This window comes from Psychroserpens sp. XS_ASV72 (genome assembly GCF_041224425.1).
Lineage (GTDB): Bacteria > Bacteroidota > Bacteroidia > Flavobacteriales > Flavobacteriaceae > Psychroserpens.
In genome coordinates, this window is record NZ_JBGFGL010000085.1 from 221783 (window position 1) to 246427 (window position 24645).

Below are 24645 nucleotides of genomic sequence, written 5' to 3' on the forward strand. Positions count from 1 at the left end.
TGCAAGTTGCTATATGAAGCGAATGTTACTTTTTGTGTTTTTAATTGGTTTGTCTTCTTGTGAGTATTTCAACAAGAAAAAGGTCTATTCTGAAGATTTACTGGAAGAAGAATTAAAAACCTTTAATTGGAATGAGGTTGATGATTATCCAACTTTTACCTCTTGTGATTCCACTGAAGGAAAAGCTAATAAAAAACAGTGTTTTGAGCAGACTTTACATTCTATATTAAACACCAATTTATCTAAATATAAGATTGTGGTATCTGAAGCTGTAAGCGATACAGTAATCTTAAAAATCGTTATAGATAAAGATGGCGAACTAATTGTTGATAAAATTGAAAGTAATGCTATAACCAAAAGCCAAATCCCTCAATTAGATAGTTTGTTGCGTAAAAGTTTAGATTCCTTACCTAAAATTTATCCAGCTATAAAAAGAAGTCAACAGGTCACAACGCAATTTAATTTGCCTGTAGTTATTAAAATCGAATAGCTAGTTTTTGCATAAACCTTAAGATTTCGACGTAAAGCCATATTAACGTGGCTAAAAGTCCCCAAGTAGCTAACCATTCTTTAGACTTAGGTGCTTTATTTTTATAACGCTCGATATAATCAAAATCCAATAGCAGTGCAAAAGATGCTACAATTGCAGCAATACAGTTAAACACTATGGCAAACCATGACGTTCCCCAAATATAGCTTTTGATTCCAAAGAAACTTAAAATCCAAGAAATCAAATACACCACAAATATGCTTGCTGCAGCTGTTATGATCACACTTTTCAGTTTTTTTGTTACCACAATAATTTGTGTTTGATATAGTACTAACATTACAAAAAATGTGACAATCGTAACACCAATAGCCTGATATGGTAGTTCAGGGTAATTTTTATGTGCAAAAGCTGAAAAACCTCCAAGGAAACATCCTTTAGCAATAGTATATAGTGGTACTAAAAAATAAGCCCAATGATGTCGTACAGAAATAATCACACTGATAATGATGGCCGCCAACATACCACCAAGAGTAAACCATTTAACAGGTGTTCCTTCCTCGTTTATTTTCCATATATATGCCGTGATGCCTGCAATGACTATAATGCATAGCAGTGATTTAAAGAAAATACCACGAACACTCATTTTGCTTTGAGATTTATTGTTGTCATCCCAAAAAAAGCCAGAAAAAACAGGGTTGTTGGTTTTATAGTTGGTTAGACGCATTATAAATTAAACTTGAAACCAAGGGTGAAATCTGTTGAAAAATTACCTTGATTGTCAATCAAAACCGCAAAAAGCTCATTATAAGCCAAGGTTATAAATGTATTTTTTGAAAGATTGATATCGGCACCAACACCAAAAATGAGTGGTACATCAAAGGCTGTATCGCTTATGTCTTCTGTAACAATCATGCCATTGTTTTCAGAAGCCACCGTTGCCTTAGAAAAGTTAACAGTAGCAAATTTACAATTCCCATAAAGACTAAAGCTTTCCTTATTAATGAACCTGAAACGGTAGCCAAGCGCAAGTTCTGTAGTAGAGTACATCAAATCTTCTTGTTCCAAAACATGCTTTGCTTGTAGAAAAACAGCATGCCTTGAGATGCGCTCAGCTTCAAGAACTTCTAATTCAGCTCCAAAAAGCGGTGTTTTTTCATTGTTTGGATTGTCAATAAAAGGGCTGTTTGTAATCCCACCAAAAACGCCTAATCTAAACTGAAACTTGCTTCTTTTACTTTGGGATTGATAACTTGAATCGACTGAAGCATTATAGGAGTCAATAAATTCCTTTAAACTAAAAAGAGTTAAGTTAAGACGTTTGGTTGATACGGAATTATTCGTGAGTTCAGAGAGAACAGATTTGTATTCTTCTTGATATTTCCTGTCTGCCTTGGTGTTTTTAAGTTCGAGAATGGTATTGTCTTCGGTCCTAACAAAATAGCGGTACTTTCCGTCTATGATATTCCATAAAAGATCCAGCTTTCCCTCAACTTCAGTTTTAAGTTCTAAAGATTCTCCATTCACGGTATAAAGTTCTTGTGCGTGGAACACAGAAAAGCAAAGTAGGAAACTAAAAATGCAAATTATTTTTTTCATCAGGACATTAATTGTTGTTTAGGTAAATCTAACAAAAATAAATGAGAAACATCTATTTCTTATATGCTCTATCTTTCCACTTATAACCTTTAAAAACAGAGCTTATAGCAACATAGACAGAAAAGAATGGATAAAGAAAACTTGATTGTATGTACGATTTTAGATATTCTTCTTGATTAAAAAACCGAGCAGATTTGAATAGTAGTAAGAAATCAATACTGAATTTTATCAATAAAATTAACGTCAGAGCTTTAGCCGAAATCAACTGTGCTATGTAAAACAAAGGCAGACAGATTAATAATCCGTTCATTGAAAAAACGATTATTCCAGTCATCTTTCCAAAAACGCTATTGTAATTCGACGTTTTTGCTGCCCAGCGAATGCGTTGTGAAACCAAATCCTTGAAATTCGATAGCGGTATCGTGTATACAACAGCGTGTTCATTCTTTAAAAATTGAACCTCGTTTTTGTTGTTTTGTACTGCTTTTTGTAATAAGAAAATATCATCACCACTTGAAATGTGTGTATTGCCTTCAAAACCTTTGAGTTCATAAAATAAGTTTTTATGGTAGCAAAGATTCGCACCATTGCATAAAAAAGGAATTCCTAATCCGAAACCTCCTATGGTCGTCGCCTGTAAACTTAAGAATTCCAAAAGCTGAAAACGTTTTAAAAAGGTATCACTTTTGGTATAAGCAACAGGTCCGACAATAAGCGAACCGTTGTTTTTCTGTATAAAACAATCAAAACTGTCCAACCAATATTTAGGTAAAATACAATCGGCATCTGTGGTGAGAATCCACTGGTATTTGGCTTTTTGAATGGCTTTTGTAATAGCTTCTTTTTTTGGTGATTGTTTGTCTGGATTGTTTTTCAGAATTGTAACATCAAGAGTAGTTGTGTTAAGTTCACTTTCAATTATTTGAACCGAATCGTCTTCTGAATCATCATCAATCAAGATAATCTCAAAAAAGGATTGTGGATAGTTAAGGTTGCTAAGTGAGCGCAGCAATGCAGGAAGTTGTTTCGCTTCATTTCGAAAGGGTATCACAATACTGAATTTTGTTTTTGCCTCTAAATCTTTCAGCTCAAAATCATCTACCTTATCAAATCCAAAAGTCAGTGCACCAATTAGAACTAAATATAGCAGAAGTATGATAAAAATGATTATTAGCATTCGTCTTGTTCTGTTTTAGGTAAATTGAAATTTAACACATAGTAACTTCCAAACAAACTAGGTAAAACAAAGTTAAGTAACCACATTAAGGTAACGATGCTTAAGGTTGTGAAATCATTCACACCAACAATTGAAAAGAGGTACACAGCAATACTCCCTTTTATGACCACATCAAAAATGAAAATACTCGGAATTATAGAAGCTAAAAGATACATCGAAGTAATCACCATCATAGCGTTGAGGTAACTTGCATTTACACCGAAAACTTGTAACAGGCAGTAAAATTGAAAGGAGAATATTAAATACCTTGCTACAGATAAAAGGACACCATAGACTAAAGTTGATTTAGAAATCGTCTTGATAAATGACTTTAAACGCGGTAATGAAACACCTTTGACGGTGAATGTTTTAGATCTAAGCCCGAATGTGGCTAACACAACAATCGAGATTATGATTACTAAAAACCGCAAGATATTGTAATAATCTATAGGCAATTCGAACTTGGTATTAAAATAAATGAGACCTATAATTCCAAATACTATTGTCGTTCCCATTTGCATCATGTTTCCTAATAGATTTAGCACGACGATTTTTTTTCTTTGTCTGGATTTATAATAGATAGCTTTGGCACCATATTCTCCAATGCGATTAGGTGTAAAAAGAGAAGCTGTTAATGATCCCAAGCTCTGTTCCAACGCATTTTTGAAGCTTATTTTTTGAAAGGAATTCACCAAAGTTCTCCATTTTAAAATTTCCAAAAACCAGTTAAAACCACTTAAAAACATTAAAAAAAGGATTGTTTTTGGCGAAAAAGTACCGTTTTCTCTTAAAAATTGAAGAAAAAGAGGAAAATCGAGTTCTTCATTTTCAGTGAGTTTTTTATAGATAAAATAAAATGCACCAACAACAATGCTTAATTTGATAAGCACAAGAAAGAATTGCTTAGTTTTGTAAGGAAGTCTACCCAAAAGCATGGCACAAAATAAATCATAAAATTGATATGACTCAGAATTTAAACTCACAAAAGCTCAAAATTATCTTTTTGATGTTATTTATTACCGGATTAACTTATGGACAAAAAGCAACCAATAAATGGAAGGCGCAAATTGCCTTAGGTGTTAATAGTCCGTCGACTTCTGGTTTTGTTGAAGATTTTGAATCAAAATCAATCAATTTTCCAACAGTGAATGCTGGTATTCAACATATGTTCAAACCTCAAATGGGTGCCAAATTGGATTTTGGTTTCAATCGGTTTTCAAACGAGGACAATTCACCAGAATTTAAAATCAATTATACCAGAATCAATGCCCAATTTGTTTATGACCCAACGGAAGCTCTAGGAATTTTACCAGAACGCATAGGGTTGGTGGCACATGCTGGTCCTGGGTTTTCATTTGTGAAACCTTTGGGAGATTATGCCGATAACAACCTTTCATTTTTAAATGTCATGGGAGGCATTGAAATACATTATGCCATAAGTCAGCACATGTCATTATATACTGATGTTTCCTATATTTTAGGTTTTGGGAAAGACTTTGATCCTGTAATTGATGGCTTTGGTTCATTTAATGGTAATCTTCTTACCATCACTTTCGGAATTACCTTTTCTTTAAGTGGTTGTCATTATTGTTAATATATGAGTCAAGAAAAAATCATATTGGGAATTGATCCAGGAACTACCATTATGGGCTTTGGTTTGATAAAGGTGGTAGGTAAATCTATGACCTTTCTTCAACTCAATGAATTAGATTTAAAAAAATACAAAGACCATTATTTGAAATTGAAGCTCATCTTTGAACGAACAGTAGAATTGATAGACACGCACCATCCAGATGAAATTGCTATTGAAGCACCTTTCTTCGGAAAAAATGTGCAAAGTATGTTGAAGCTTGGACGCGCTCAAGGTGTGGCTATGGCTGCAGGTCTATCTCGTGAAGTTCCCATAACTGAATATTCTCCTAAAAAGATAAAAATGGCCATTACAGGTAATGGTAATGCCAGTAAGGAACAAGTGGCTAAAATGCTTCAAAGTCTTCTGAACCTAAAAACCTTGCCTCAAAATTTGGATGCTACTGATGGATTGGCGGCTGCAGTGTGTCATTTTTACAATCAAGGTCGCGTTTCGGTAGGCAAAAGCTATTCAGGTTGGTCGGCTTTTGTGAAGCAGAATGAAGACCGAATAGAGAAATAATTCAAAGCCGAGAGTCATACATGAGTGGCATTTATATTCATATTCCCTTTTGCAAACAAGCCTGCCATTATTGTGATTTTCACTTTTCGACCTCACTTAAGAAGAAAGAGGAGATGCTTAAAGCTTTGGCAAATGAGCTAGAGTTGAGAAAAGATGAATTTTCCAATACTATTGTTGAGACTATTTATTTTGGAGGAGGTACACCAAGTGTTTTAGCTATGGAAGATATCCAAATTTTGATTGAAACGGTTTATGAAAATTACAAAGTAACTGAAACACCAGAAATCACACTCGAGGCGAATCCAGATGATTTGACCAAAGAGGTAATCTCTAGAATGGCTGAATCACCAATCAATCGACTTTCTATTGGCATCCAATCGTTTTTTGAATCGGATTTAAAACTGATGAATCGCGCTCATAATACTCAACAAGCAAAAATGTGTTTGGAAGAAGCCACAAAGTATTTTGATAATATTTCCATCGATTTGATTTATGGAATTCCAGGTTTGACCAATGATGCTTGGTTAGAAAACATTCAAACGGCATTAGAGTTTAATATTCCACACATTTCAAGTTATGCCTTAACTGTTGAGCCTAAAACCGCTTTGGAAAGTTTTATCAAAAAAGGTGTGGTAGACCCTGTCGATGATGAGCAAGCCCATGAGCAGTTTCATCTTTTGGTTGATTTGTTAAGCACTCATGATTTTGTACATTATGAATTATCAAACTTCGGAAAGGAAGGATTTTTCAGCAAAAATAACTCAGCGTATTGGCAAGGCAAGTCGTATATTGGTATTGGACCTTCAGCACATTCCTATGATGGCATCCATCGCAGTTGGAACGTTCGAAATAATTCCAAATACATCAAAGCAATTCAAACAGGAATACTTCCACGAGAGGTTGAAACGCTGAGCCAGAAAGACCGTTACAATGAATATGTAATGACTGGATTGAGAACTGTTTGGGGTGTGTCATTGTTTCATATCGAAACGGAGTTTGGTACCCGTTTTAAAAGCTATATTTTAAATCAGGCAAAATCTCATATTCATGAACATTTACTATATCTGGATAATGAAACACTGTTGGTGAGCAAAAAAGGAAAGTTTTTAACCGATGGCATTGCTTCAGAATTATTTATGATTTGATTTGTGCTTGTAAAGTCGATAAAAAACGATAAATAGGAGGATTAGGTTGATAGGTAAGCTCATAAATATAAAGACATAAAAATCCCAAGGACCATATCCAAAAAGAAGCCATATGGAAAAACAGGTAACTCCTAAAGTTAATACGATTAGAATTAGGTCTTTCGACATTTTTTTTTAAGTTATCAATGTAAACCGTAATTTTATTCCAAAAGGTACTAATATCTTTCATTTAAATGCAAACAACCATACAATACAATTCGAGAAAACTTCAAATCGATTTATCTCAACCTTTAGATATCTCCATACCATTGCGATCTTCCAAATTAAATGTCAATGCATGGCTGGAAGAGGAACCAAAAATCGAACCTGTGCAAATAGAGGATTGGATTGGTAGTGTTTCTGAAGGTGCCAGCGTCAATTTCAATAACATACAGTTCAATCCGCATGCCCATGGTACACATACCGAATGTGTAGGTCATATAACCAAAGGATTCTATTCAGTAAACAAAAACTTGACACAATTCTTTTTCTTGGCTGAGGTCATTTCGGTAGCACCAGAACAAAACGGTGAAGACACTGTAATTTCAAAAAAGCAATTGCAATTTGCTCTTGGAAACAAGAAAAGAGAGGCTATTATTTTAAGGACTTTACCTAATATGAAAGATAAGCTGTCAAAGCAATACAGTAATACCAATTGGACATATTTGGAAGAGGAGGCTGTAGAATACCTCGTGAGTAAAGACATTAAGCACTTGTTAATTGACTTACCTAGTGTGGATAAGGAAAAAGATGGAGGTGAACTAAAAGCACACAAAGCCTTTTGGAATTTTAAAGGGAAATACAGAACCGATTGCACCATAACCGAAATGATTTATGTGCCCAACCATGTTGAGGATGGTGAGTATCTGTTAAATCTTCAGATTGCGCCATTTGAAAATGATGCCTCGCCAAGTAAGCCCATTTTATATAAGGTTCAAGATTAATAGTCGATATGGAAACATTTTTTATCATCATTATTAGTATTCTGGTTACTTTGGGTATTGTAACCTTAATACGACAATTCAAAATACAGAAACGAACCAAATCACAATCGGTAATCTTATTGGACCGAATAAAGAAAGTCTGTAAGTTTATTACTGTGGAAGGTGATTTTGCCGAGATTTACCATTATGAAGATGTAAAAGAACGATTTCTGAAATTAGTAACGAGCAAAAAAAAGGCCTTGGTTGTTGTCAATGCCAAAGCACATGTTGGGTTCGATTTATCGAAAATCCAAATGGAATCGGATACCAAAACCAAAACGGTTCGATTGTTTCATTTTCCGCAACCTGAAGTATTGTCTATTGAAACCGATTTGAACTATTATGATAAAAAAGACGGCATGTTTAATAAATTTGAAGCTTCCGATCTTACCGAGTTGCATAACGAGGCGAAGCTTCATATCATGAATAAGGTGCCAGAAAGCGGACTTTATGAAATCGCCAAAAAAGAAGCTTTGGAATCTATCCTCCTAATTGAAAACATTGTGCAAACCATAGGTTGGTCTTTAGATTATTCTGCTTTAAAAATTGAAGACAAACCAACTAAGCTCATACCATGAACATAGAAGATTTTCATCAGTATTGCATGGGGAAAAAGGCCGTAACCGAGCATTTTCCATTTGATAAGGATACGCTTGTATTTAAGGTTTTAGGAAAAATGTTTGCCTTAGCCTCCTTAAGCCGATGGGAGAAAGGAGAGGGTTTTATTAATTTAAAGTGCGATTCAGAATATGCACAAGAACTTCGCGAACAATATGACAGTGTCAAACCAGGATATCACATGCATAAACAACAATGGAACAGTGTGTATATCCAAACAGGAGAACTGCCGACTTCACTTGTTAAAGAATTGATTGACCACTCCTATGATATGGTGGTTAAAGGAATGTCTAAAAAAATGCAATCGCAACTTAAAGAACTGTAAAACCATTCGTCGACACTTAAACGTCATTCGTCTACAGTTAATTTTGGTTAATCGAAGTAAATCAAGCAATTCAATCTATAATGCTAATTTCATATTTTGAGATTAGCTATATTTATATGAAAACGAAACTTAAAATCCTTTTGATAGAAGATGACATGATTGAAATCATGAAGCTCAATAGAGCCGTTTCATCTTTAGAATTGGACCATCAAATCATTGAAGCTCATAACGGCGAGGACGCTTTGAAGCTCTTAGAAAAGAAAGATAATTTACCAGATATTATCCTATTAGATCTTAACATGCCAAAGATTAATGGCATTGAATTTTTAGGACTTTTAAAAGCCAACGATACGTTGCGTTATATTCCAACGATAGTATTGACTACGTCAAGTAATCAGAGAGATTTGTTGGAATGTTATAAAATTGGTGTAGCAGGTTATGTGCTCAAGCCCTTAAAATATGAAGACTACGTATCAAAAATCGAAAAACTGATGGCTTATTGGAGTATTAATGAATTAATTAAAGCATAATGAAAGGTATAATTTTTACAGAATTTTTAGACCTGGTTGAAGATAAGTTTGGAATGGAAATGGTCGATAAAATCATTTCAAGTTCTACTTTAGAATCAAATGGTATTTATACAGCAGTCGGGACCTATAGGTTTTCTGAAATGTTACAATTGCTAAAACACCTTAGCGAAAACACAGGAATATCAATAGATGATCTTTTGCTAACATATGCCGAGCATTTTTTTAGTGTGCTTGAAGATAGTTATCCAGGGTTGTTAGCCACTTACAAAGATCCAATTGATATGTTGTCGTCTATAGAAAATCACATTCATGTCGAAGTTAGAAAAATTTATCCAGATGCTGAATTACCTACGTTTGAAGTTGTTGAAAAATCGGATAAACATTTGATTATGGATTATAAATCCAGTCGTGCCATGCATCATTTTGGATTGGGTTTGATGAATAAGACCTTTGAGCATTTCAATGGTTCTGCAACCATAGCGCTTGAAAAAATTAAAGAAGATGGTACGGAAGTACGTTTTATTATACATCAAAATTAATGAGTCAAGAACACATTGAGATATTAAAGCGTACACTTGAAAGAGAACGGCAATCTAGAAAAGCTGCCGAAAAAATATTAGAAGAAAAATCGAGGGAACTTTACTTAACCTCCCAAAAATTAGAGCAGCTTTTAGATGAGAAATCTTCCGAACTTCAAGGTGTATTCGAAAATATCGTCGATGCCTATGTGGTTATGGACGTAGAAGGCAATGTTCTAAAATTCAATGAGGCTGCAACAAAGTTGTTTGGTTATGACATTACAAGAGAGCCTTTAAATGTCACAAAGCTTATTTACTTAGATGATTTGGATTATGCCATGGCATCCTATGCTGAACTTTTGGAAAAAGGCTTCTTTAAAGATTATGAAGCTAGAGTTATTACCAAATCAAAGGACATTAAATGGGTACACATTAATGCGAGCCTGGTTTTCAATAAAGATAAAAAGGTGATTGCAGCACAGGGTATCGTTAGAGATATAACCGAACAAAAAGCTTCAGAAGAACAACTGATAAAATCTGAAAGCCGACTTGCCTCCTTAATTTTAAATTTAGATAGTGGCGTACTACTGGAAGACGAAGATCGAAAGATTGTTCTTACCAATCATAAATTTTGCGAATTGCTACAAATACCTGTAGAACCAGAACTTCTAAAAGGACAAGATTGCTCAAATGCCGCAGAGGAAAGCAAGGTGCTCTTTGAAGACGAAGCCAGTTTTGTCACTCGAATCAATACGATACTTAAAGACAAAAAAACAGTATTGGCAGACGAGTTACTCATGAAAAACGGTAAAATTCTTGAGCGTGATTTCGTGCCAATTATGAAAGAAGGAGTTTATAGAGGTCATTTATGGACCTATAGAGACGTGACCTTAAAACGGTCGTATAGGAAAAGTTTAGAAGCTCAAAAACAAAAATACAGTAGCATTATTGCCAATATGAATCTCGGTTTGGTAGAAGTTGATAATGAGGATACCATCTTAATGGTTAATCAAAGCTTCTCAGAGATGTCTGGGTATTCAGAAGCTGAACTTGTTGGGAAGATAGGGAGTGATATCTTTCCGATAAATCCAGATGTTATAATTGGTGAAAACAAAAAGCGATTAGAAGGCGAGTCTAATTCCTATGAAGTTGAAGTCTTAAACAAGTTAGGAGAAAAACGCTATTGGCTCATTAGTGGTGCCCCAAACTATAATCTTCAAGGTGAAGTAATTGGCTCTATTGGTGTGCATCTTGATATCACAGAGTTAAAAGAGTTAGAGCTACAGAAAGAAATCCTTTTAGAGCAATTGGAAAAAAGTAATATCGAACTTCAAGAATATGCCCATATCGTATCACACGATTTAAAATCTCCCTTGAGAAGTATCGATGCTTTAATTACCTGGATTAAAGAAGATAACAGGGAGATTCTAGATAAAAATAGCTTAAAAAATATCGACTTGATTCAGTCTACTCTCGAAAAAATGGAGCGTTTAATATCAGATATTCTCAATTACTCCAGTGTTGGCACCGAAACTACAGAAAATGTAGACGTTGATCTTGAGGTACTTTTATCAGATTTGATACACATGATGTTTGTACCAGAGCATATTCATTTGTCAGTGCATAATACCATGCCCAAGATTAAAGGTGATGCTACCAAGCTTCAGCAATTGTTTCAGAATTTAATTAGCAATGCTATTAAATTTATTGATAAACCTCAAGGAACCATTGATATTGACGTCTTGGAAAAACATGACTGCTATGAATTTTCAATTAAGGATAATGGCATAGGTATTGAAAAGAAATTTCACGATAAGATTTTTAAAATCTTTCACGCACTCAATAAAAGCAAAGACTCTACCGGAATTGGATTGTCTATTGTAAAAAAAATTGTCAATCTCCATCAAGGTGAGATATGGCTTGAAAGTGAACCAAATGTGGGCACAACATTTTATTTTACCTTAAAAAAGGACCTATGAAAACAGTACAGTTAAAACGACTTTCAGATGACACTTGGGAAAACCTATCGCCTCAAATAGAACTGCAAAACCCTTTGGTTTTGGTTCTAGGCAACCGCTACATTCTCGAGCGCGATACTATTTACAATGAAATTAGACAACTGTTTCCTTCAGGCCATTTGGTTTTTGGTTCTACCTGTGGTGATATTGCATCAGGATTTGTGGATGATCAAGGCATAACCGTCACTGCCATTGAATTTGAACGTACTCGCTTTGATATTAAAAGCGATAATCTCAAGAATTCAGAATTTGATAGTTTCGACACTGGAAAAAAATTGATGTCGCAATTGGATCCTGACGGACTTAAATATGTCTTTGTAATTTCTGAAGGAAGTCAAGTTAATGGAAGTGAATTGACCAAAGGAATGAATGCTGCGTTTAACCATGAGATTTTGATTACAGGTGGACTTTGTGGTGATGGTGAGCGTTTTGAAAAAACCTTGGCATCCTACAACGAAAATCCTAAAGAAGGTGAAATTGTAGCCATTGGGTTTTATGGAGACGATATTGAAGTGTCTTTTTCCATTCATGGTGGATGGACTCCTTTTGGACCAGAACGTTTGGTTACCAAATCAAAAGCTAACGAACTTTTTGAATTAGACCATAAACCTGCTTTAGACCTCTATAAGAAATATTTAGGCGACAAGGCTAACGACTTGCCAGGTGCTGCCTTATTGTATCCATTGAATGTAAAGTCGCAAAATGAAAAACATTCTATCGTTAGATCGATTTTGAATATAGATAAAGATAAAAACACCATGATTTTGGCTGGCGATATTCCTGAAGGGTCTAAAGTGCAATTGATGATGACCAATGTTGATAATATAGCAAATGCATCAGAACTTGCAGCCAGACAAGCCATGCAAAACAGGAAGCAAAACACGGAATTGGCCTTGTTGGTGAGTTGCATCGGACGAAAGTTGGTATTAGATCAACGCGTCGAGGAAGAAATAGAAGAGGTGATAGATGTTGTAGGTGAAAATGCTACCATTTCTGGCTTTTATTCCTATGGCGAAATTGCCCCTTTTAATGGTGAAAATAATTGCCAATTACACAATCAGACCATGACCATCACACTAATTAGCGAATAATGAAATCGTTACTAAAGCGACAATTAAGGAAATATTTACCGAAAGATCTTGCTCATCGTGAAGATCTCAAGCCTTTCTTGGAAGCTATTGAACGATCCTACCATAATTTTGATGAACAGATGCAAATGCAACAACGTGCTATGGCAATCAGTTCTGAAGAATTATATGAAGCCAATCAACAATTAAGAGAAGAAGCTGAAGCCCAACAAAGCGTTATCAATAGTTTAAAACGGGTTATTGATACCTTAAAGTTTTACAACCTACCTGACCAAAAGGAAGCTTCTATTGAACTTGACGGATTGAAATTGGTTGATTTTATTGATAGCCAAACCAAGGAAATTGTGGAAATGAACAAGCAACGAGAAAAGTTGCTAAGTGAGTTGGCGCATCAAAATCAAGAACTTAGTGATTATGCACATATGGTTTCCCATGATTTGAAATCGCCATTAAGAAGTATAGATACCTTAACATCATGGTTTAAAGATGATTACCAAGAAAAGCTCGATGAAGATGGTGTAAAAAGTTTGAACTTAATCAGGGAAAATGTCGAGAAAATGGACACCTTGATTAATGGGATTTTGGAATATTCAACCATAGGAAAAAATCAAATGGACATTTATGACGTCAATATTGATCAGCTTATTAAGGATATTCTGAGCAGTTTGCAAATTCCAAATCACATCACGGTTTCAACAATGGACTTGCCCATTGTGCGAGGTGATAGATACAGGTTGCAGCAATTGTTTCAAAACTTAATCACAAATGCCATAACTTACAATGATAAGTCTAAAGGTGTTATTGAGATAGGTGTGAAAGACAAAATGGATTTCTGGGAGTTTTATATTAGTGATAATGGTAAAGGTATAGCTGCCGAATATTATGATAAAATTTTTAAGACCTTCGAAACGTTGGAAAATGATACCAAATCAACAGGTATCGGACTTGCCATTGTTAAAAAAATTGTTGATCTGTATGGTGGAGATATATGGCTTACTTCTGAAATCGGTAAAGGGACTTCCTTTTTCTTCACTTTAAAAAAACAGCCTAATGGAACAACCTAATCTATCTTATATTCAAAGTATGTCAGGAGGTGATAAGGCTTTTGAAGCCAAACTTATCGGTATCATCAAAAGTGAGTTTCCGCAAGAAAAACAGGTCTATTTTGATAATATTAATTCAGGACATTTAAAACAAGCTGCAGAGAACGTTCATAAACTTAAGCATAAAATTAGTATTTTAGGCCTCGAGAGAAGTTATGAGGTGGCAGTGGCTTTTGAAGCGAATTTAATTGAAAACAATACCAAAGGTCAAATTGAATTTGAAGCTGTGCTTGATATCATAACTGATTATTTACAACAGTTATAAGCCAAATATGAATTGTATTATTATTGATGACGAAGCTACTGCAAGAGCTATAATTGGGCAGTTATGCACCGAAATTAATGATTTAAATGTTCTAGAAGAATTTCCTAATGCTATCCAAGCCATAAAGTATCTGAATCAAAATGAAGTAGATCTCATATTTTTAGATATTCATATGCCAGATTTTACAGGATTCGATTTTATAGAAACCATCAAGAATCCACCTCGAATCATCTTGACAACTTCTGATGCAAATTTTGCCATTCAGGCTTTTGAGTACGACTGTATCGTAGATTATTTGGTAAAGCCTATTACGCCAGAACGTTTTCAAAAAGCGATTCAGAAGGCACAATCAAAATCACCTACTAGCTCAGTATCTAAATCTGAAAAGGTAGAATCCAGTACAGGTAACGATTTATATGTCAATATTGACCGACGTTTGATCAAGATTGATATTCCTAGTATTTATTTGGTAGAAGCCAAAGGAGATTATATCCATGTCAAAACCGAAGGACAAAACTATACCGTACATTCTACCCTCAAAAAAATTGAAGAGAAATTACCAAAGGATTTATTCTTGAAAGTACATCGTTCGTATATCATCAACGTTGATAAAATCATTGATATTGAAGATAATAGTGTACTTATCAAACGAGATGTTATTCCTGTGAGTCGGTCGAATCGTCCCGAACTAATGAAGCGATTAAATCTACTCTAAAAATCATTCGTCGACACTAATTTACCATTCAACGCTTGACCTCTTGAGTCAATCGAAAATACCTGTTTTAAGCTGATACATAAGCTAGTTTTGCTCAGAATCTAAATCCATGATAATGAGAAAACAAAACTACTTTAGATTAATACTGCTCATCGTTTCTGCATTTTTTACAGTGCTATTGGCCTATGCTCAGGACATTCCTTTTAATTGTGATTACAATGCTTATTTGTTCCAGTACAATGATATTTATGCAGTTGATTTAGCATCTGGAAATGCCTACGAAGTAGCTTCAGATGTGACAGAAGGCAATATTAATGCTGCAGCTTATAACCCTGCAGATGGTTATATTTGGGGCTCTCTAACTTCTCCTGCAAAATCTATTGTACGTATAGGAAAAAACTTTACCACAACTATATATTATGTCGATGAATTGCCAACAAGCAATCGATATGTTGGAGGTATTAGTGCTAACGGAATGTATTATCTCAAAGGAGGAGGAACAACCTATTACAAGATAAATCTAAATCCAGACTTAGGAAATTACGTTCAACATGAGGCCACAGAAACCTTATCTCAAAGTATTAATGTACATGACTGGGCTTTTAACGCTGTTGATGGAAACTTATACACGGTCGAAAAAGGATCAAATATTTTGTATCGTATCAACCCGAATGATGGAAATGTTTTGGCCTTGGGTCAAGTGCCTATTTTATCAGGATTGAACTACACATATGGAGCCGTTTATTTTGATGCTTCTGGTCGTTTTTATGTGTCTGCAAATCAAACAGGAACGATTTATGTCATTCAAAACGTACAAGGTTTAAGTCCGTCAAGTACTATGGATTCCAATTTATTTGCTTTCGGACCTTCGAGTTCCAGTAATGATGGTGCTCGTTGTCCTACTGCTCCAGTGCCACAGGAAATTTGTGATAACGGGATAGATGATGATGGTGATGGTTTGATTGATTGTGAAGATCCGTCTTGTTCTGGTTTTGGTAATTGTGCTGTGATTGAAGCACCAAGTTCTGCCAATGATGGCGGATTAGAAAGTAACAGTCGTCTCTCTGAACAAATCAATAAACGAAATTTCAATCGTGTAAAGCGTGGTTATAAATTCAATTTTAATGAGGCAAAACGATTATCAAAAAATGAGTTTTATCTTCAACGTAATGCTAGCTCAATATTTACCTTACAAGATTTTATTCCGTTTGATACAATTGATGAAGATGAGGTTATTGAGTCTACACCTTCAGACTTGTTGAACATTACAAATGCTTCAGATATCTATGCGGTAGATTATCTTAAAAATGGAAGTCCGATAGCCTCAATATTGGCTTTAAAAACCGAAAATGGCGTGTATGAACACACCAAATATATTTGTGATCGTTTATTGGGAGCAGAATTGATTTCAGTGTCTACCATCGAAATCAATGACCAAGCATTTATCAAATCGATTATCAAGAATATAGATGGTACGTTTGAATATGTACTAAGCTTTTCTGCTAAGGTTGAAAACAACGATGAAAACTTCGCTATTGAAAGCCACTGGAACCTGGATCGTTATGAAACAGAGGTGCCCTTTTATAACTTCCAGATTTGGACCAATACTATCGATGATTTATACCGTTTAGGACAAGAGGTTTTGAATTTGTTGGCTGTTGAAAAACCTATTTCAGATTACGATAATTCAACACCACCAACTGTTTTTGTAAGGAAAGGACATTATGCCAATGGCGCTTTAAACCTAGAAGTCGTTAATACTAATGCTACTTCAACGGTCACTTTTGATGCAGGATATAGAACTACCGAAACGAGCTCCTTCAATAGCTTAAGTAACACCATCAACCTTGATGGAAACTACATTACAAATGTACAGGTTGATACAGGTAGTTTGTTCGATATCGGGTTTAGGATTGGTGATAATATTGCCACACCTGATGATTTGTTTATGTCTGATGGACCGTGGGGAATTGACGATTCCCGAATAGGGACTACAATTCAAGAGTTTGAAGTATTGGCAAACACAAACACTTTTGCATCCGAGGATTTTCCTGTGGAAAGAAATATCAATCTTACGGCAAATACCAATACCTATGTTGCAGCTTATCGTGCTCTAACACCTCGATTCAAACCTGTCGATTTAACTGCATTCAATAGCTTGAAGTTTGAAGCTGAAGGAAATGGTACTGTTGAGGTTACTTTAGTAAAAGAAAGTATTTCTAATTGGGACAATCAATACAAAACGACAATTAGCTTAAATGAAACAAGTCAGACATTTTCCTTGCCAATGTCTCAATTTGAATCTGCTTCAGGTACTGGTTTGCAAGCTAACGACGTCGTAACCATAGTCTTCACAATGGCATCAGAAACAGGAACTACCGAAAGTAAAGAGTTGACCATAAATGATCTGCGTTTTTCCAATGAAGATACACTAAGTGAAACGTCATTTGCTGACTCTTCCAACACAGTGAAGGCTGTTCCTAATCCTATGACAGCACAGACCAATATTCAGTTTTATAGCCCGAATAAAGAAACCATACAGCTTTTTGTTTATGACCAATTAGGTAAAATCGTATACCAATCTTCTTATGAAGCTGTAGTGGGACAAAATAAGATCCCGTTTTCAAAGCATCAAATGAGTTCAGGCCTATATATCGTAAAACTACAAAGCAATACAGTTGTTTATAATCCCTTAAGATTAATAGCTAGATAACCCTAAATTAGCTCTTAATCGGCTTTAATTGCTCATAATTAAAGTGGTTAAGCAAAAGGCAAAAGCATCCGCTTTTGCCTTTTTGTTTTTATAAACAAAAACATCTTAGATGTTGAAACGATTTTGCTATGGATTGTCTATTCTAAGTAGTCGTTATATTATAACTAGTTTAAATAGACTTCAAAATGTCTCATTGTCTAAACTCCCTTTTGGTTTTTGAAGCAAATAACTAGTAAAGACTTAGTGTCAAAACGCGTTATAAGAAAACAATAATGTTAGCGAATACAAGCCACTTGGATCATTTAAAAACATTGTGATTACACATCATCTTAAATTACGTTGAACTGTATGATTATTGTCCTCTGTGCTATAATGGAGTTTAAATATTATTTGAGAATGTACCTTATCAAATTGAATTCTCTAGACAAGTGCTTCAAATCAGTGTTGAAGTTCTGATAATCTAGCTATAATGTTGATTTAGCTGTTATGTGTGCTGATGAAAAGCCAAAACTTAGATCGAGAACGCAATCGATAAAAGATGTAATTATCTATCGTCTGAAAATTGGCGAATTGAAGAGCTGCCAATGAAAACGCAATCCGATTTCAGTGTATTTGAAACCAGCTGCTGTTGCTGAAGCAATATTACTATGTGTTCCATATAGGTTTAAGGCGCTACGCTTAGAAAATTTGTAGCCTAATGCACCTTGAAAACGATAAGTAGATTGTTGATCGCCTTTTTCAATGACCTGCAATCCTGTTGCTGCAGTCAATTCATAAAACCATGATTTTGGTTTAGCAGTCGTTTCATCTTTTATAAGGTTAAAGAAGAGTTCTCCAGCGTTGAATTGTTTCGGACTAAAATAAATGGTTGGAACTTGTTCCTTAAAACTAATGTGCTGATAATTCACACCTACTTTTAAATTCGGTTTTTTAAGGAGGTTGTAGTATAAAGAGGTAAACAATAATTGTCTTTGATTACCATCGTTTTGTGAAGTAAACATATACTGCGTAAACCAACCTAATTTAATGTTTGAAGCAATGTTATAGTTTACATAGTAATTGTTTTGTACCAATTCCTCATCTAATAGTGCAGCATTAAAACTTTCAATTTGTCGTTTGTAACCTATATCCAAAGTTTGAAGTTTTAGTGGTTTGATATGAAACGATACATCGGAAAGGAGTTGAGTGAAATCATTTTCTTCAGCCTGAGCAGACGTTATTCCGAAAACACCTTTTACGGCAATAGCTGGTAGCAATTGATATTTCAGCCCTAAATTAAAATCGTTTGAACGTGCCGTATTGTTCGTGCTTTTATTAGATGTACGTCTGAAGCTATAGCTGCCCAATAATTCAAGCTGAGTTGATAATGGTACATTCAACGTGGTTCCAACGGTAAAAGCTTCGTTATCGCCATTGTCAAATGAATAAGCACTTTTGGTTTCCATACTTGGGGTAAATTGTGTATCTAAGTTTGCAATGAACTGTAAGGCATCTTTTTGGTTGTTATAAATGGTTAGCGTTTTCTCAGCAGCTTGATAGGCCTCGTTGTAACGACCTATGGCTTTTAAGCTGTTGGCTTTTCCTAGGTTACCATCAAAAGAGGTGCTGTCATTTTTTAAAATGGCATCATAATTTTCAAGTCCATCCTTAAAATCACTTTTGTAAATACTTAAAGTTGCGCGTAAAGACAATACCCAATTTTCATTAGGAAACAAGGTTGCTAATTCGTCGATAAGCTTTGTGGCTGCTTTATACTTTTGATTCCAAATCAGTGCTTGTATATAACGTTCTGTAGCAATCTGTCTGTTCTTCTCTGTGCTTTTATCCAAAGCCAATTTACTAAAGGTTAAAGCACGTTGTTCTTTGCTGTTAAGGTGTGCCACCAATGCCAATCCAACTAATGCTTCGGTTTCAAACTCGGTGGCTGTCTGTAAGGTTTCATAAACATGCTTGGCATTCCCGATGTTATCCATTATGATATAAAGATTAGCAAGATTCATTAAACCATCTTTATCGTTCGGGAAATGGTCCAGCATGGTCTGTAATAATGATTCAGCCTGATCGTAGTTTTGTTGTTGCTGCTTTTGATACGCATATCCTAAATAGATATACTTTTTTGAGGTGAGTGCGTTTGCATTTCCTGGTGACACCTCTAGAGCCTTATTGACATAGGTTAAAGCCAGTTCATATTGTTTCAGATTGGAAAGCGTATTAGCATATCCTAAAAGAGCAGGAAAGCTTTTTGGTTCTTCAGTCACTAGAGCGTTGTAATAGGTTTGGGCAGCTTCAAAGTTCTTGTTCCAAAGCAAGGCTTCACCATAATTCAACTTGACTTCAAAATCACTTGGATAGGATTTAAGTAAATCGGTAAAAATTCCTAAAGCTTTTTCAGGATTACCATTTAAACCTACGGCACGACCATAGCATAAGGTCGCTGTTTTTTGATTGGGATATTCAGCAAGAATTTCATTAAAAAACGTTTCGGCTTTAGCATACTGACCTGTTTCCAAATAATTGAAACCAACTTGCATGTTCTGGGCAACACTAGTCATAGAAATGCTAAATACGATGATAAAAAGTAAAGATTTTAAGGTCTTCATAAGTGTTTGATTTACTTGATTGCAAGTTACGGACGAATACCACTTCATTCATCTACAGTAACCTGCCATCCGTCGAAATCAATCCGAATTACATGGAGTTTGTTGTGATATTAGCGTCAGATTTAAACACAAAACCACATAAAAATTTACAATTATGGCTTTACAAATTATAGAAAACAACAACACTTTTGAGTTACACGGAACCCTGAATACGGCAACATCAAAATCCTTTTTAAACCATGTTAAATTGTTAATGGCTCATACCAAGGAAATGACCTTAAGTATTGATCATCTTTCTTTTATAGATGAATCTGGAGTTGGTGCATTAAAGCATTTGCTTACGGAAGCGTTTCGCCAACATTTAAAGTTTTCAATCATTGGCTATGGCTGTAAGGATATCTACGACGAATTTAAATCGGCTTTAGCAGCTTAAGAACTTTTTATAATGCAAACCTTAACTCGCGTCAAGCAACTTTCCATTTCGGCAGAACAATGGTTTATGCTTAGTATTCTATTGGTAAATGGAGGCAATTACCTTTACAATTTAATTCTTGGTCGCCTTCTTGGTCCTGAACAATTTGCTGATGCCGCAATTCTGATTACTTTTTTGTTAGTCTTGTCTTTTGTTGCCATGACCTATCAATTGGTTACCGCCAAATTTTCGGTAGAATTTGATTCTGCAGTTTTTGAAAGTTTTAAAATTAGAATGTACAAACAAGCGGTTTGGGTAGGTTTGGGTATAGGATGTTTGATTATTTTGAATGCCAACGGTTTACAAGAAATTTTTCATACTAAAAGTGCCACGATGTTCGTGGTGTTTGGAATTGGTGTACCCTTATATTTTATTATGAGTGTCAATCGTGGAGTATTTCAAGGCACAAAAGCGTTCAAAAGGTTGTCCTTAACTTATCAGTTTGAAATGCTGAGCAGATTGCTTCTTACCTTAGCATTCATCTTTATGTTCAATATAGAGTCGTCTGTTCTTATTGCGCTTGGAATTTTATTTTCCTTTGGTTTTGGACTCTTTCCAATAAAGGTAAATCTGAAGGCTTTTGCCTCGAAATTATCCATCGAAAAACCAACGCTTAAAACCATACGGAAGTTTTTCATCATCACAGCATTTTATGAATTGACACAAATTGTAATCAATAACAGTGATATCCTTTTGGTAAAGCATTATTTTGAGTCTTATGAGGCCGGACTTTACGCTTCATTGGCATTGATAGGTAGAATTGTATATTTCATTGCTTGGATGTTCGTCATGATATTATTACCAACAGTAATCCAACTTAGAAAAGAAGGAAAACCGACTTCAGGTGTGTTGTTGAAGTATATCAGTTATATTTCAGGAATTGCCATCACAATTATTTTGGGTTGTGCTTTAGTGCCAGAATTCGCCATTTCAGTATTATTTGGGAATCAATATTTGGCTATGGCACCACTCTTATGGAAGTACGCTTTGGCTACAGGTATTTTTGCAATATCGAATCTTTTTGCTTACTACTATTTGTCATTAGATCGCTATGTACCAGTACTTATCTCAGCTCTATTTGGAATGTTTCAAGTGGCTCTTATTGTGATTTTCCACCAGAGCTTGGAAGAGGTGGTGCACATGCAAATTGTTGCCATGTTTATCTTATTACTGATTCAAATGGCATTTTTCTTTTATGACGGATGCCTCAACTCAAAAAAACGAGTCCATCGATACTAAATTTCCATTCGTCGATACGAAATAGCCGCCTAACTACAATGGTCTTTTTTTCACGGTTTTAAACCTCAAATTTGTACTATAATCAATAGAAATCTTAAACACATGAAACTCGCAATTGTTACCGCTTATCCACCAAGTAAAGTTACCTTAAACGAATATGCTTACCATTTGGTAAAACATTTCCGACAAATGGAGGAGCTGTCTGAGATAGTACTGCTTACCGATAGAACAGAAGGTCAAAAAGACTTATCCTTTGAAGAAAAGGGTTGCAGAATTACCGTAAAGGAATGTTGGTCGTTTAACAGCTATGCAAATATAGTTTCCGTAACCAAAGCCTTAAACAAGACAAAACCTGATGCCGTGTTGTTCAACTTGCAGTTTATGAAATTTGGTGATAAAAAAATAGCTGCTGCACTTGGGTTGTTACTGCCATTGGTGTGTAAACTAAAAGGACTTTCAAACGTGGTGCTGCTTCATAATATTTTAGAGGAAGTCGATTTAGGTTCTGCTGGATTTACATCGAATAAGTTCCTGCAAAAGTTATATGGTTTTATTGGAAGTACGTTAACCAAATTGATACTTCAAGCCGATACTGTGGCTGTAACAATGCAGAAATATGTAGATATTTTGGAGGCTAAATACAAAGCAAAGAATGTACGATTGATTCCTCATGGAACATTTGAGATTACTACTGAAGAACCTCATTATGATTTGCCAGAAGGACCATTGCAAGTTATGACTTTTGGAAAATTTGGAACCTATAAAAAGGTAGAAGGTATGATTGAAGCGGTTCAATTGGTACGTGAGCGTACAGGTTTAGATTTGGAAGTTGTTATTGCAGGAACCGATAACCCAAATGTTCCTGGCTATTTAGAAGGCGTGAAAGCGACCTATAACAATGTACCGCAATTACGCTTTACAGGTTATGTTGAAGAATCTGAAGTACCGAGTTTGTTCCAAAATAGTGCAGTGGTAGTTTTTCCTTACACTTCAACTACAGGAAGTTCCGGTGTGTTGCATCAAGCAGGAAGCTATGGTAAAGCAGTTGTTATGCCAGATTTAGGTGATTTGGCCTTGTTGGTTAAAGATGAAGGTTATAGAGGTGGGTTTTTTGAGCCCACAGCTGTAGAAAGTCTTGCCGATGCAATTGAAGCGATAGTAACGAATGATACTTACAGGATCCAATTGGGACAAGCGAATTTTAGGGCTGCAAATGCCTTTCCGATGTCGAAAATCACAGCATTATATTTAGATACTTTTAATGCTATCGGCAAGTCCAAAACGCATAAAACCAATCTGGTTTTTAATCCAATTCACTAGAAATATATTGAAAAGCGGCTTTTGGTTGTCCTTCTTTGTCAAGGAATCCAAAGTGCTTTTGAAGATGTTTACGCCAAGGAAGTCGACCAACGACTTCCTTTGGTATTTGATCAAAATCGTAAAGCGTCCATGACATGGCATTGAGATTGAGCTTAGAAATGAGTTGTTGAGCTGTTTTGTGGTATTCAGCTTGATCTTCATCTGATGTGCCAAAAGGTTTCCAAAAGCCATTGTACGACGACATGCCAAACTCGCCTAGAAGAAGTGGCTTGTCCTCAGTCTGTGATACTAACGTCTTCAATTGATCTTCTAAAGTCGACAAGTCCTCATAAAAATGGAAGGTAATAACATCTACATTGTCACTCAGTAAAGATGCACTTTCAATATTAGACCAACCAATCGTTACAGGATGATTGGGATCTAAGTATTTCACGTGATTGATCATATTTTCCAACCACGAAAGCACATTAGATTGTCCTCTAGATTCAAAATCTAGATTCGGTTCATTTTTTATATCCCAACCCCAAAGTGCTTCATGATTTTTTACGGCGTTAACTAGGGTTTCAGCATGCTTCATGTTCAATGTCCAATCCAGTACCTCATAATTGCCATAAAAATCAAAAAGGGTTATCATAACTTTTAGGTCAGCTTCCGAAGCGAGGTCTAAAGTGGTTTTGAGTTTGTCGAGTTTTTTATTATTAACCTTCGCATTTCCGAAGTCATCATATTGAATAAAAACGCGTATGGTATTGAGTCCTGCGTCTTTGAGTAAATTAAAATCTGATCTTAGGATGTCTTCAGAGAATGACTCCCCAAACATATCCCAAGGTGTGTCTTTCGGGTAATAATTAATGCCTTTAATGTTTTTATGTACTAGTTCTACTTGGTTTTCAGCAGGTTTAAAAGGTTTGCTTTGGATTTTTGTAAAATGCCTAATACGCCAAAAACCATCTTCAAGCAACAAAATCACTTTGTAAGTAGATTGTTCTTTGAACTCTTGCAAAAACTCATCTTGTTTGAACAAGCGTTTATACTCTATAACGTCATGGTCCGTTATAACTGCTAGCTGACCATCTTCACTAAAAAACTCTAGTTTCGGATGATGTTCGAGTGTGGTAGACTCAATGACAATATTTTTTGTTGCGTTTAACTCAATAATGTCATAAAGGTTTTGCCTGGCACTGTCTGTAAAATAATCCTCTATTCCTGCAGTCGAGTGGGTTTTATTGGACAGGTGCATCACATACCACGCATCTAAATAGTCATTTTCAATAGCTTTACGATTTTCATCATCTATTGGTCGACCTTCATTTGGTAGTTTAGACCAACTGATTTTCGGGGTATATTGCTCAATTTTTTGAATTTCAGTGTGAAGCATACTGCTACGATCTGCTCCTGTATTTAAATAACCAAAAATGGCACTAATACCATAAATAATAAAACCAATAATCATAATGTAGGATATTATTAATAGCGTTCGTAAAATATGTTTGTTGAGGT

At 35.3% G+C, this 24645-nt stretch carries 24 protein-coding genes; 18 read left to right on the forward strand and 6 right to left on the reverse strand.

Features of this window, described 5'->3' with window-relative positions:
* The first annotated feature begins 13 nt into the window (after positions 1–13).
* The gene (locus AB9K26_RS14605; protein ID WP_369973310.1) at positions 14–490 is read left to right on the forward strand and encodes a hypothetical protein; all 477 of its coding nucleotides are present in this window, start codon (positions 14–16) and stop codon (positions 488–490) included.
* Here AB9K26_RS14605 and AB9K26_RS14610 read toward each other — a convergent pair.
* Genes AB9K26_RS14610 through AB9K26_RS14625 form a run of 4 tightly spaced genes read right to left on the reverse strand, consistent with a single transcriptional unit; the run spans position 477 to position 4192 of the window.
* A complete protein-coding gene (locus tag AB9K26_RS14610; protein WP_369973311.1) occupies positions 477–1214 on the reverse strand; it encodes a Bax inhibitor-1/YccA family protein in 738 nt (245 codons plus the stop codon). The genes AB9K26_RS14605 and AB9K26_RS14610 overlap by 14 nt on opposite strands.
* A complete protein-coding gene (locus AB9K26_RS14615; RefSeq protein WP_369973312.1) occupies positions 1214–2086 on the reverse strand; it encodes an outer membrane beta-barrel protein in 873 nt (290 codons plus the stop codon). Before AB9K26_RS14615 ends, AB9K26_RS14610 begins: the two co-directional genes overlap by 1 nt.
* A gap of 52 nt (positions 2087–2138) precedes the next feature.
* Positions 2139–3263, reverse strand: coding sequence for a glycosyltransferase (locus AB9K26_RS14620; protein WP_369973313.1), 1125 nt, complete (start codon positions 3261–3263; stop codon positions 2139–2141).
* Positions 3257–4192, reverse strand: a complete 936-nt coding sequence (locus AB9K26_RS14625) for a lysylphosphatidylglycerol synthase domain-containing protein (RefSeq protein ID WP_369973314.1) — start codon at positions 4190–4192, stop codon at positions 3257–3259. The genes AB9K26_RS14620 and AB9K26_RS14625 overlap by 7 nt, the downstream gene beginning before the upstream one ends.
* Before the next feature lie 116 nt (positions 4193–4308).
* Between AB9K26_RS14625 and AB9K26_RS14630 the strand changes: the two genes are divergently transcribed.
* From AB9K26_RS14630 to AB9K26_RS14695, 14 genes are all read left to right on the forward strand, one after another.
* Positions 4309–4896 (forward strand): cell envelope biogenesis protein OmpA, encoded by a 588-nt coding sequence (locus tag AB9K26_RS14630; protein WP_369973315.1) that lies wholly within the window; start codon positions 4309–4311, stop codon positions 4894–4896.
* A 3-nt stretch (positions 4897–4899) separates the two neighbouring features.
* Positions 4900–5454: a crossover junction endodeoxyribonuclease RuvC gene (ruvC, locus tag AB9K26_RS14635; RefSeq protein WP_369973316.1), complete on the forward strand. Its 555-nt coding sequence runs from the start codon at positions 4900–4902 to the stop codon at positions 5452–5454.
* A 20-nt stretch (positions 5455–5474) separates the two neighbouring features.
* Entirely contained in the window at positions 5475–6599 is a 1125-nt protein-coding gene (hemW, locus tag AB9K26_RS14640) for a radical SAM family heme chaperone HemW (RefSeq protein WP_369973317.1), read from the forward strand.
* A 233-nt stretch (positions 6600–6832) separates the two neighbouring features.
* Entirely contained in the window at positions 6833–7582 is a 750-nt protein-coding gene (locus AB9K26_RS14645; RefSeq protein ID WP_369973318.1) for a cyclase family protein, read from the forward strand.
* An 8-nt stretch (positions 7583–7590) separates the two neighbouring features.
* Entirely contained in the window at positions 7591–8199 is a 609-nt protein-coding gene (locus AB9K26_RS14650) for a DUF4230 domain-containing protein (protein WP_369973319.1), read from the forward strand.
* On the forward strand, positions 8196–8564 hold the full coding sequence (locus AB9K26_RS14655; RefSeq protein ID WP_369973320.1) for an MmcQ/YjbR family DNA-binding protein: 369 nt from the start codon (positions 8196–8198) through the stop codon (positions 8562–8564). Before AB9K26_RS14650 ends, AB9K26_RS14655 begins: the two co-directional genes overlap by 4 nt.
* Before the next feature lie 116 nt (positions 8565–8680).
* On the forward strand, positions 8681–9094 hold the full coding sequence (locus AB9K26_RS14660; protein ID WP_369973321.1) for a response regulator: 414 nt from the start codon (positions 8681–8683) through the stop codon (positions 9092–9094).
* Complete coding sequence (locus tag AB9K26_RS14665) at positions 9094–9633, forward strand: heme NO-binding domain-containing protein (RefSeq protein ID WP_369973322.1); 540 nt, start codon at positions 9094–9096, stop codon at positions 9631–9633. Before AB9K26_RS14660 ends, AB9K26_RS14665 begins: the two co-directional genes overlap by 1 nt.
* Positions 9633–11591, forward strand: a complete 1959-nt coding sequence (locus AB9K26_RS14670) for a PAS domain S-box protein (RefSeq protein ID WP_369973323.1) — start codon at positions 9633–9635, stop codon at positions 11589–11591. The genes AB9K26_RS14665 and AB9K26_RS14670 overlap by 1 nt, the downstream gene beginning before the upstream one ends.
* Entirely contained in the window at positions 11588–12721 is a 1134-nt protein-coding gene (locus AB9K26_RS14675) for an FIST signal transduction protein (RefSeq protein WP_369973324.1), read from the forward strand. The genes AB9K26_RS14670 and AB9K26_RS14675 overlap by 4 nt, the downstream gene beginning before the upstream one ends.
* Positions 12721–13782, forward strand: coding sequence for an ATP-binding protein (locus AB9K26_RS14680; RefSeq protein WP_369973325.1), 1062 nt, complete (start codon positions 12721–12723; stop codon positions 13780–13782). The genes AB9K26_RS14675 and AB9K26_RS14680 overlap by 1 nt, the downstream gene beginning before the upstream one ends.
* On the forward strand, positions 13769–14086 hold the full coding sequence (locus AB9K26_RS14685; RefSeq protein WP_369973326.1) for an Hpt domain-containing protein: 318 nt from the start codon (positions 13769–13771) through the stop codon (positions 14084–14086). The genes AB9K26_RS14680 and AB9K26_RS14685 overlap by 14 nt, the downstream gene beginning before the upstream one ends.
* Before the next feature lie 7 nt (positions 14087–14093).
* Positions 14094–14801, forward strand: a complete 708-nt coding sequence (locus AB9K26_RS14690; protein WP_369973327.1) for a LytR/AlgR family response regulator transcription factor — start codon at positions 14094–14096, stop codon at positions 14799–14801.
* Between the two features lie 115 nt (positions 14802–14916).
* Entirely contained in the window at positions 14917–17514 is a 2598-nt protein-coding gene (locus AB9K26_RS14695) for a T9SS type A sorting domain-containing protein (protein ID WP_369973328.1), read from the forward strand.
* A gap of 548 nt (positions 17515–18062) precedes the next feature.
* Here the strand turns inward: AB9K26_RS14695 and AB9K26_RS14700 are convergent.
* A complete protein-coding gene (locus AB9K26_RS14700) occupies positions 18063–20114 on the reverse strand; it encodes a tetratricopeptide repeat protein (protein ID WP_369973329.1) in 2052 nt (683 codons plus the stop codon).
* A 154-nt stretch (positions 20115–20268) separates the two neighbouring features.
* Between AB9K26_RS14700 and AB9K26_RS14705 the strand changes: the two genes are divergently transcribed.
* From AB9K26_RS14705 to AB9K26_RS14715, 3 genes are all read left to right on the forward strand, one after another.
* Complete coding sequence (locus AB9K26_RS14705; RefSeq protein WP_369973330.1) at positions 20269–20547, forward strand: STAS domain-containing protein; 279 nt, start codon at positions 20269–20271, stop codon at positions 20545–20547.
* A gap of 12 nt (positions 20548–20559) precedes the next feature.
* The gene (locus AB9K26_RS14710) at positions 20560–21825 is read left to right on the forward strand and encodes an oligosaccharide flippase family protein (RefSeq protein WP_369973331.1); all 1266 of its coding nucleotides are present in this window, start codon (positions 20560–20562) and stop codon (positions 21823–21825) included.
* A 102-nt stretch (positions 21826–21927) separates the two neighbouring features.
* The gene (locus tag AB9K26_RS14715) at positions 21928–23145 is read left to right on the forward strand and encodes a glycosyltransferase (protein ID WP_369973332.1); all 1218 of its coding nucleotides are present in this window, start codon (positions 21928–21930) and stop codon (positions 23143–23145) included.
* On the opposite strand, the gene AB9K26_RS14720 is transcribed toward AB9K26_RS14715, so the two are convergent.
* Positions 23129–24598 carry a cellulase family glycosylhydrolase gene (locus tag AB9K26_RS14720; RefSeq protein WP_369973333.1) on the reverse strand — a complete coding sequence of 490 codons (1470 nt, stop codon included), beginning with the start codon at positions 24596–24598 and terminating at the stop codon, positions 23129–23131. The two genes, AB9K26_RS14715 and AB9K26_RS14720, sit on opposite strands and share 17 nt — an antisense overlap.
* Between the last annotated feature and the right edge of the window lie 47 nt (positions 24599–24645).

Bases quoted from the DNA above. Each gene is read 5' to 3' on its own strand.
- AB9K26_RS14605 (WP_369973310.1), top strand. From the start codon at position 14: ATGAAGCGAATGTTACTTTTTGTGTTTTTAATTGGTTTGTCTTCTTGT.
- AB9K26_RS14610 (WP_369973311.1), bottom strand. From the start codon at position 1,214: ATGCGTCTAACCAACTATAAAACCAACAACCCTGTTTTTTCTGGCTTT.
- AB9K26_RS14615 (WP_369973312.1), bottom strand. From the start codon at position 2,086: ATGAAAAAAATAATTTGCATTTTTAGTTTCCTACTTTGCTTTTCTGTG.
- AB9K26_RS14620 (WP_369973313.1), bottom strand. From the start codon at position 3,263: ATGCTAATAATCATTTTTATCATACTTCTGCTATATTTAGTTCTAATT.
- AB9K26_RS14630 (WP_369973315.1), top strand. From the start codon at position 4,309: ATGTTATTTATTACCGGATTAACTTATGGACAAAAAGCAACCAATAAA.
- ruvC (WP_369973316.1), top strand. From the start codon at position 4,900: ATGAGTCAAGAAAAAATCATATTGGGAATTGATCCAGGAACTACCATT.
- hemW (WP_369973317.1), top strand. From the start codon at position 5,475: ATGAGTGGCATTTATATTCATATTCCCTTTTGCAAACAAGCCTGCCAT.
- AB9K26_RS14645 (WP_369973318.1), top strand. From the start codon at position 6,833: ATGCAAACAACCATACAATACAATTCGAGAAAACTTCAAATCGATTTA.
- AB9K26_RS14650 (WP_369973319.1), top strand. From the start codon at position 7,591: ATGGAAACATTTTTTATCATCATTATTAGTATTCTGGTTACTTTGGGT.
- AB9K26_RS14655 (WP_369973320.1), top strand. From the start codon at position 8,196: ATGAACATAGAAGATTTTCATCAGTATTGCATGGGGAAAAAGGCCGTA.
- AB9K26_RS14660 (WP_369973321.1), top strand. From the start codon at position 8,681: ATGAAAACGAAACTTAAAATCCTTTTGATAGAAGATGACATGATTGAA.
- AB9K26_RS14665 (WP_369973322.1), top strand. From the start codon at position 9,094: ATGAAAGGTATAATTTTTACAGAATTTTTAGACCTGGTTGAAGATAAG.
- AB9K26_RS14670 (WP_369973323.1), top strand. From the start codon at position 9,633: ATGAGTCAAGAACACATTGAGATATTAAAGCGTACACTTGAAAGAGAA.
- AB9K26_RS14675 (WP_369973324.1), top strand. From the start codon at position 11,588: ATGAAAACAGTACAGTTAAAACGACTTTCAGATGACACTTGGGAAAAC.
- AB9K26_RS14680 (WP_369973325.1), top strand. From the start codon at position 12,721: ATGAAATCGTTACTAAAGCGACAATTAAGGAAATATTTACCGAAAGAT.
- AB9K26_RS14685 (WP_369973326.1), top strand. From the start codon at position 13,769: ATGGAACAACCTAATCTATCTTATATTCAAAGTATGTCAGGAGGTGAT.
- AB9K26_RS14690 (WP_369973327.1), top strand. From the start codon at position 14,094: ATGAATTGTATTATTATTGATGACGAAGCTACTGCAAGAGCTATAATT.
- AB9K26_RS14695 (WP_369973328.1), top strand. From the start codon at position 14,917: ATGAGAAAACAAAACTACTTTAGATTAATACTGCTCATCGTTTCTGCA.
- AB9K26_RS14700 (WP_369973329.1), bottom strand. From the start codon at position 20,114: ATGAAGACCTTAAAATCTTTACTTTTTATCATCGTATTTAGCATTTCT.
- AB9K26_RS14705 (WP_369973330.1), top strand. From the start codon at position 20,269: ATGGCTTTACAAATTATAGAAAACAACAACACTTTTGAGTTACACGGA.
- AB9K26_RS14710 (WP_369973331.1), top strand. From the start codon at position 20,560: ATGCAAACCTTAACTCGCGTCAAGCAACTTTCCATTTCGGCAGAACAA.
- AB9K26_RS14715 (WP_369973332.1), top strand. From the start codon at position 21,928: ATGAAACTCGCAATTGTTACCGCTTATCCACCAAGTAAAGTTACCTTA.
- AB9K26_RS14720 (WP_369973333.1), bottom strand. From the start codon at position 24,598: ATGATTATTGGTTTTATTATTTATGGTATTAGTGCCATTTTTGGTTAT.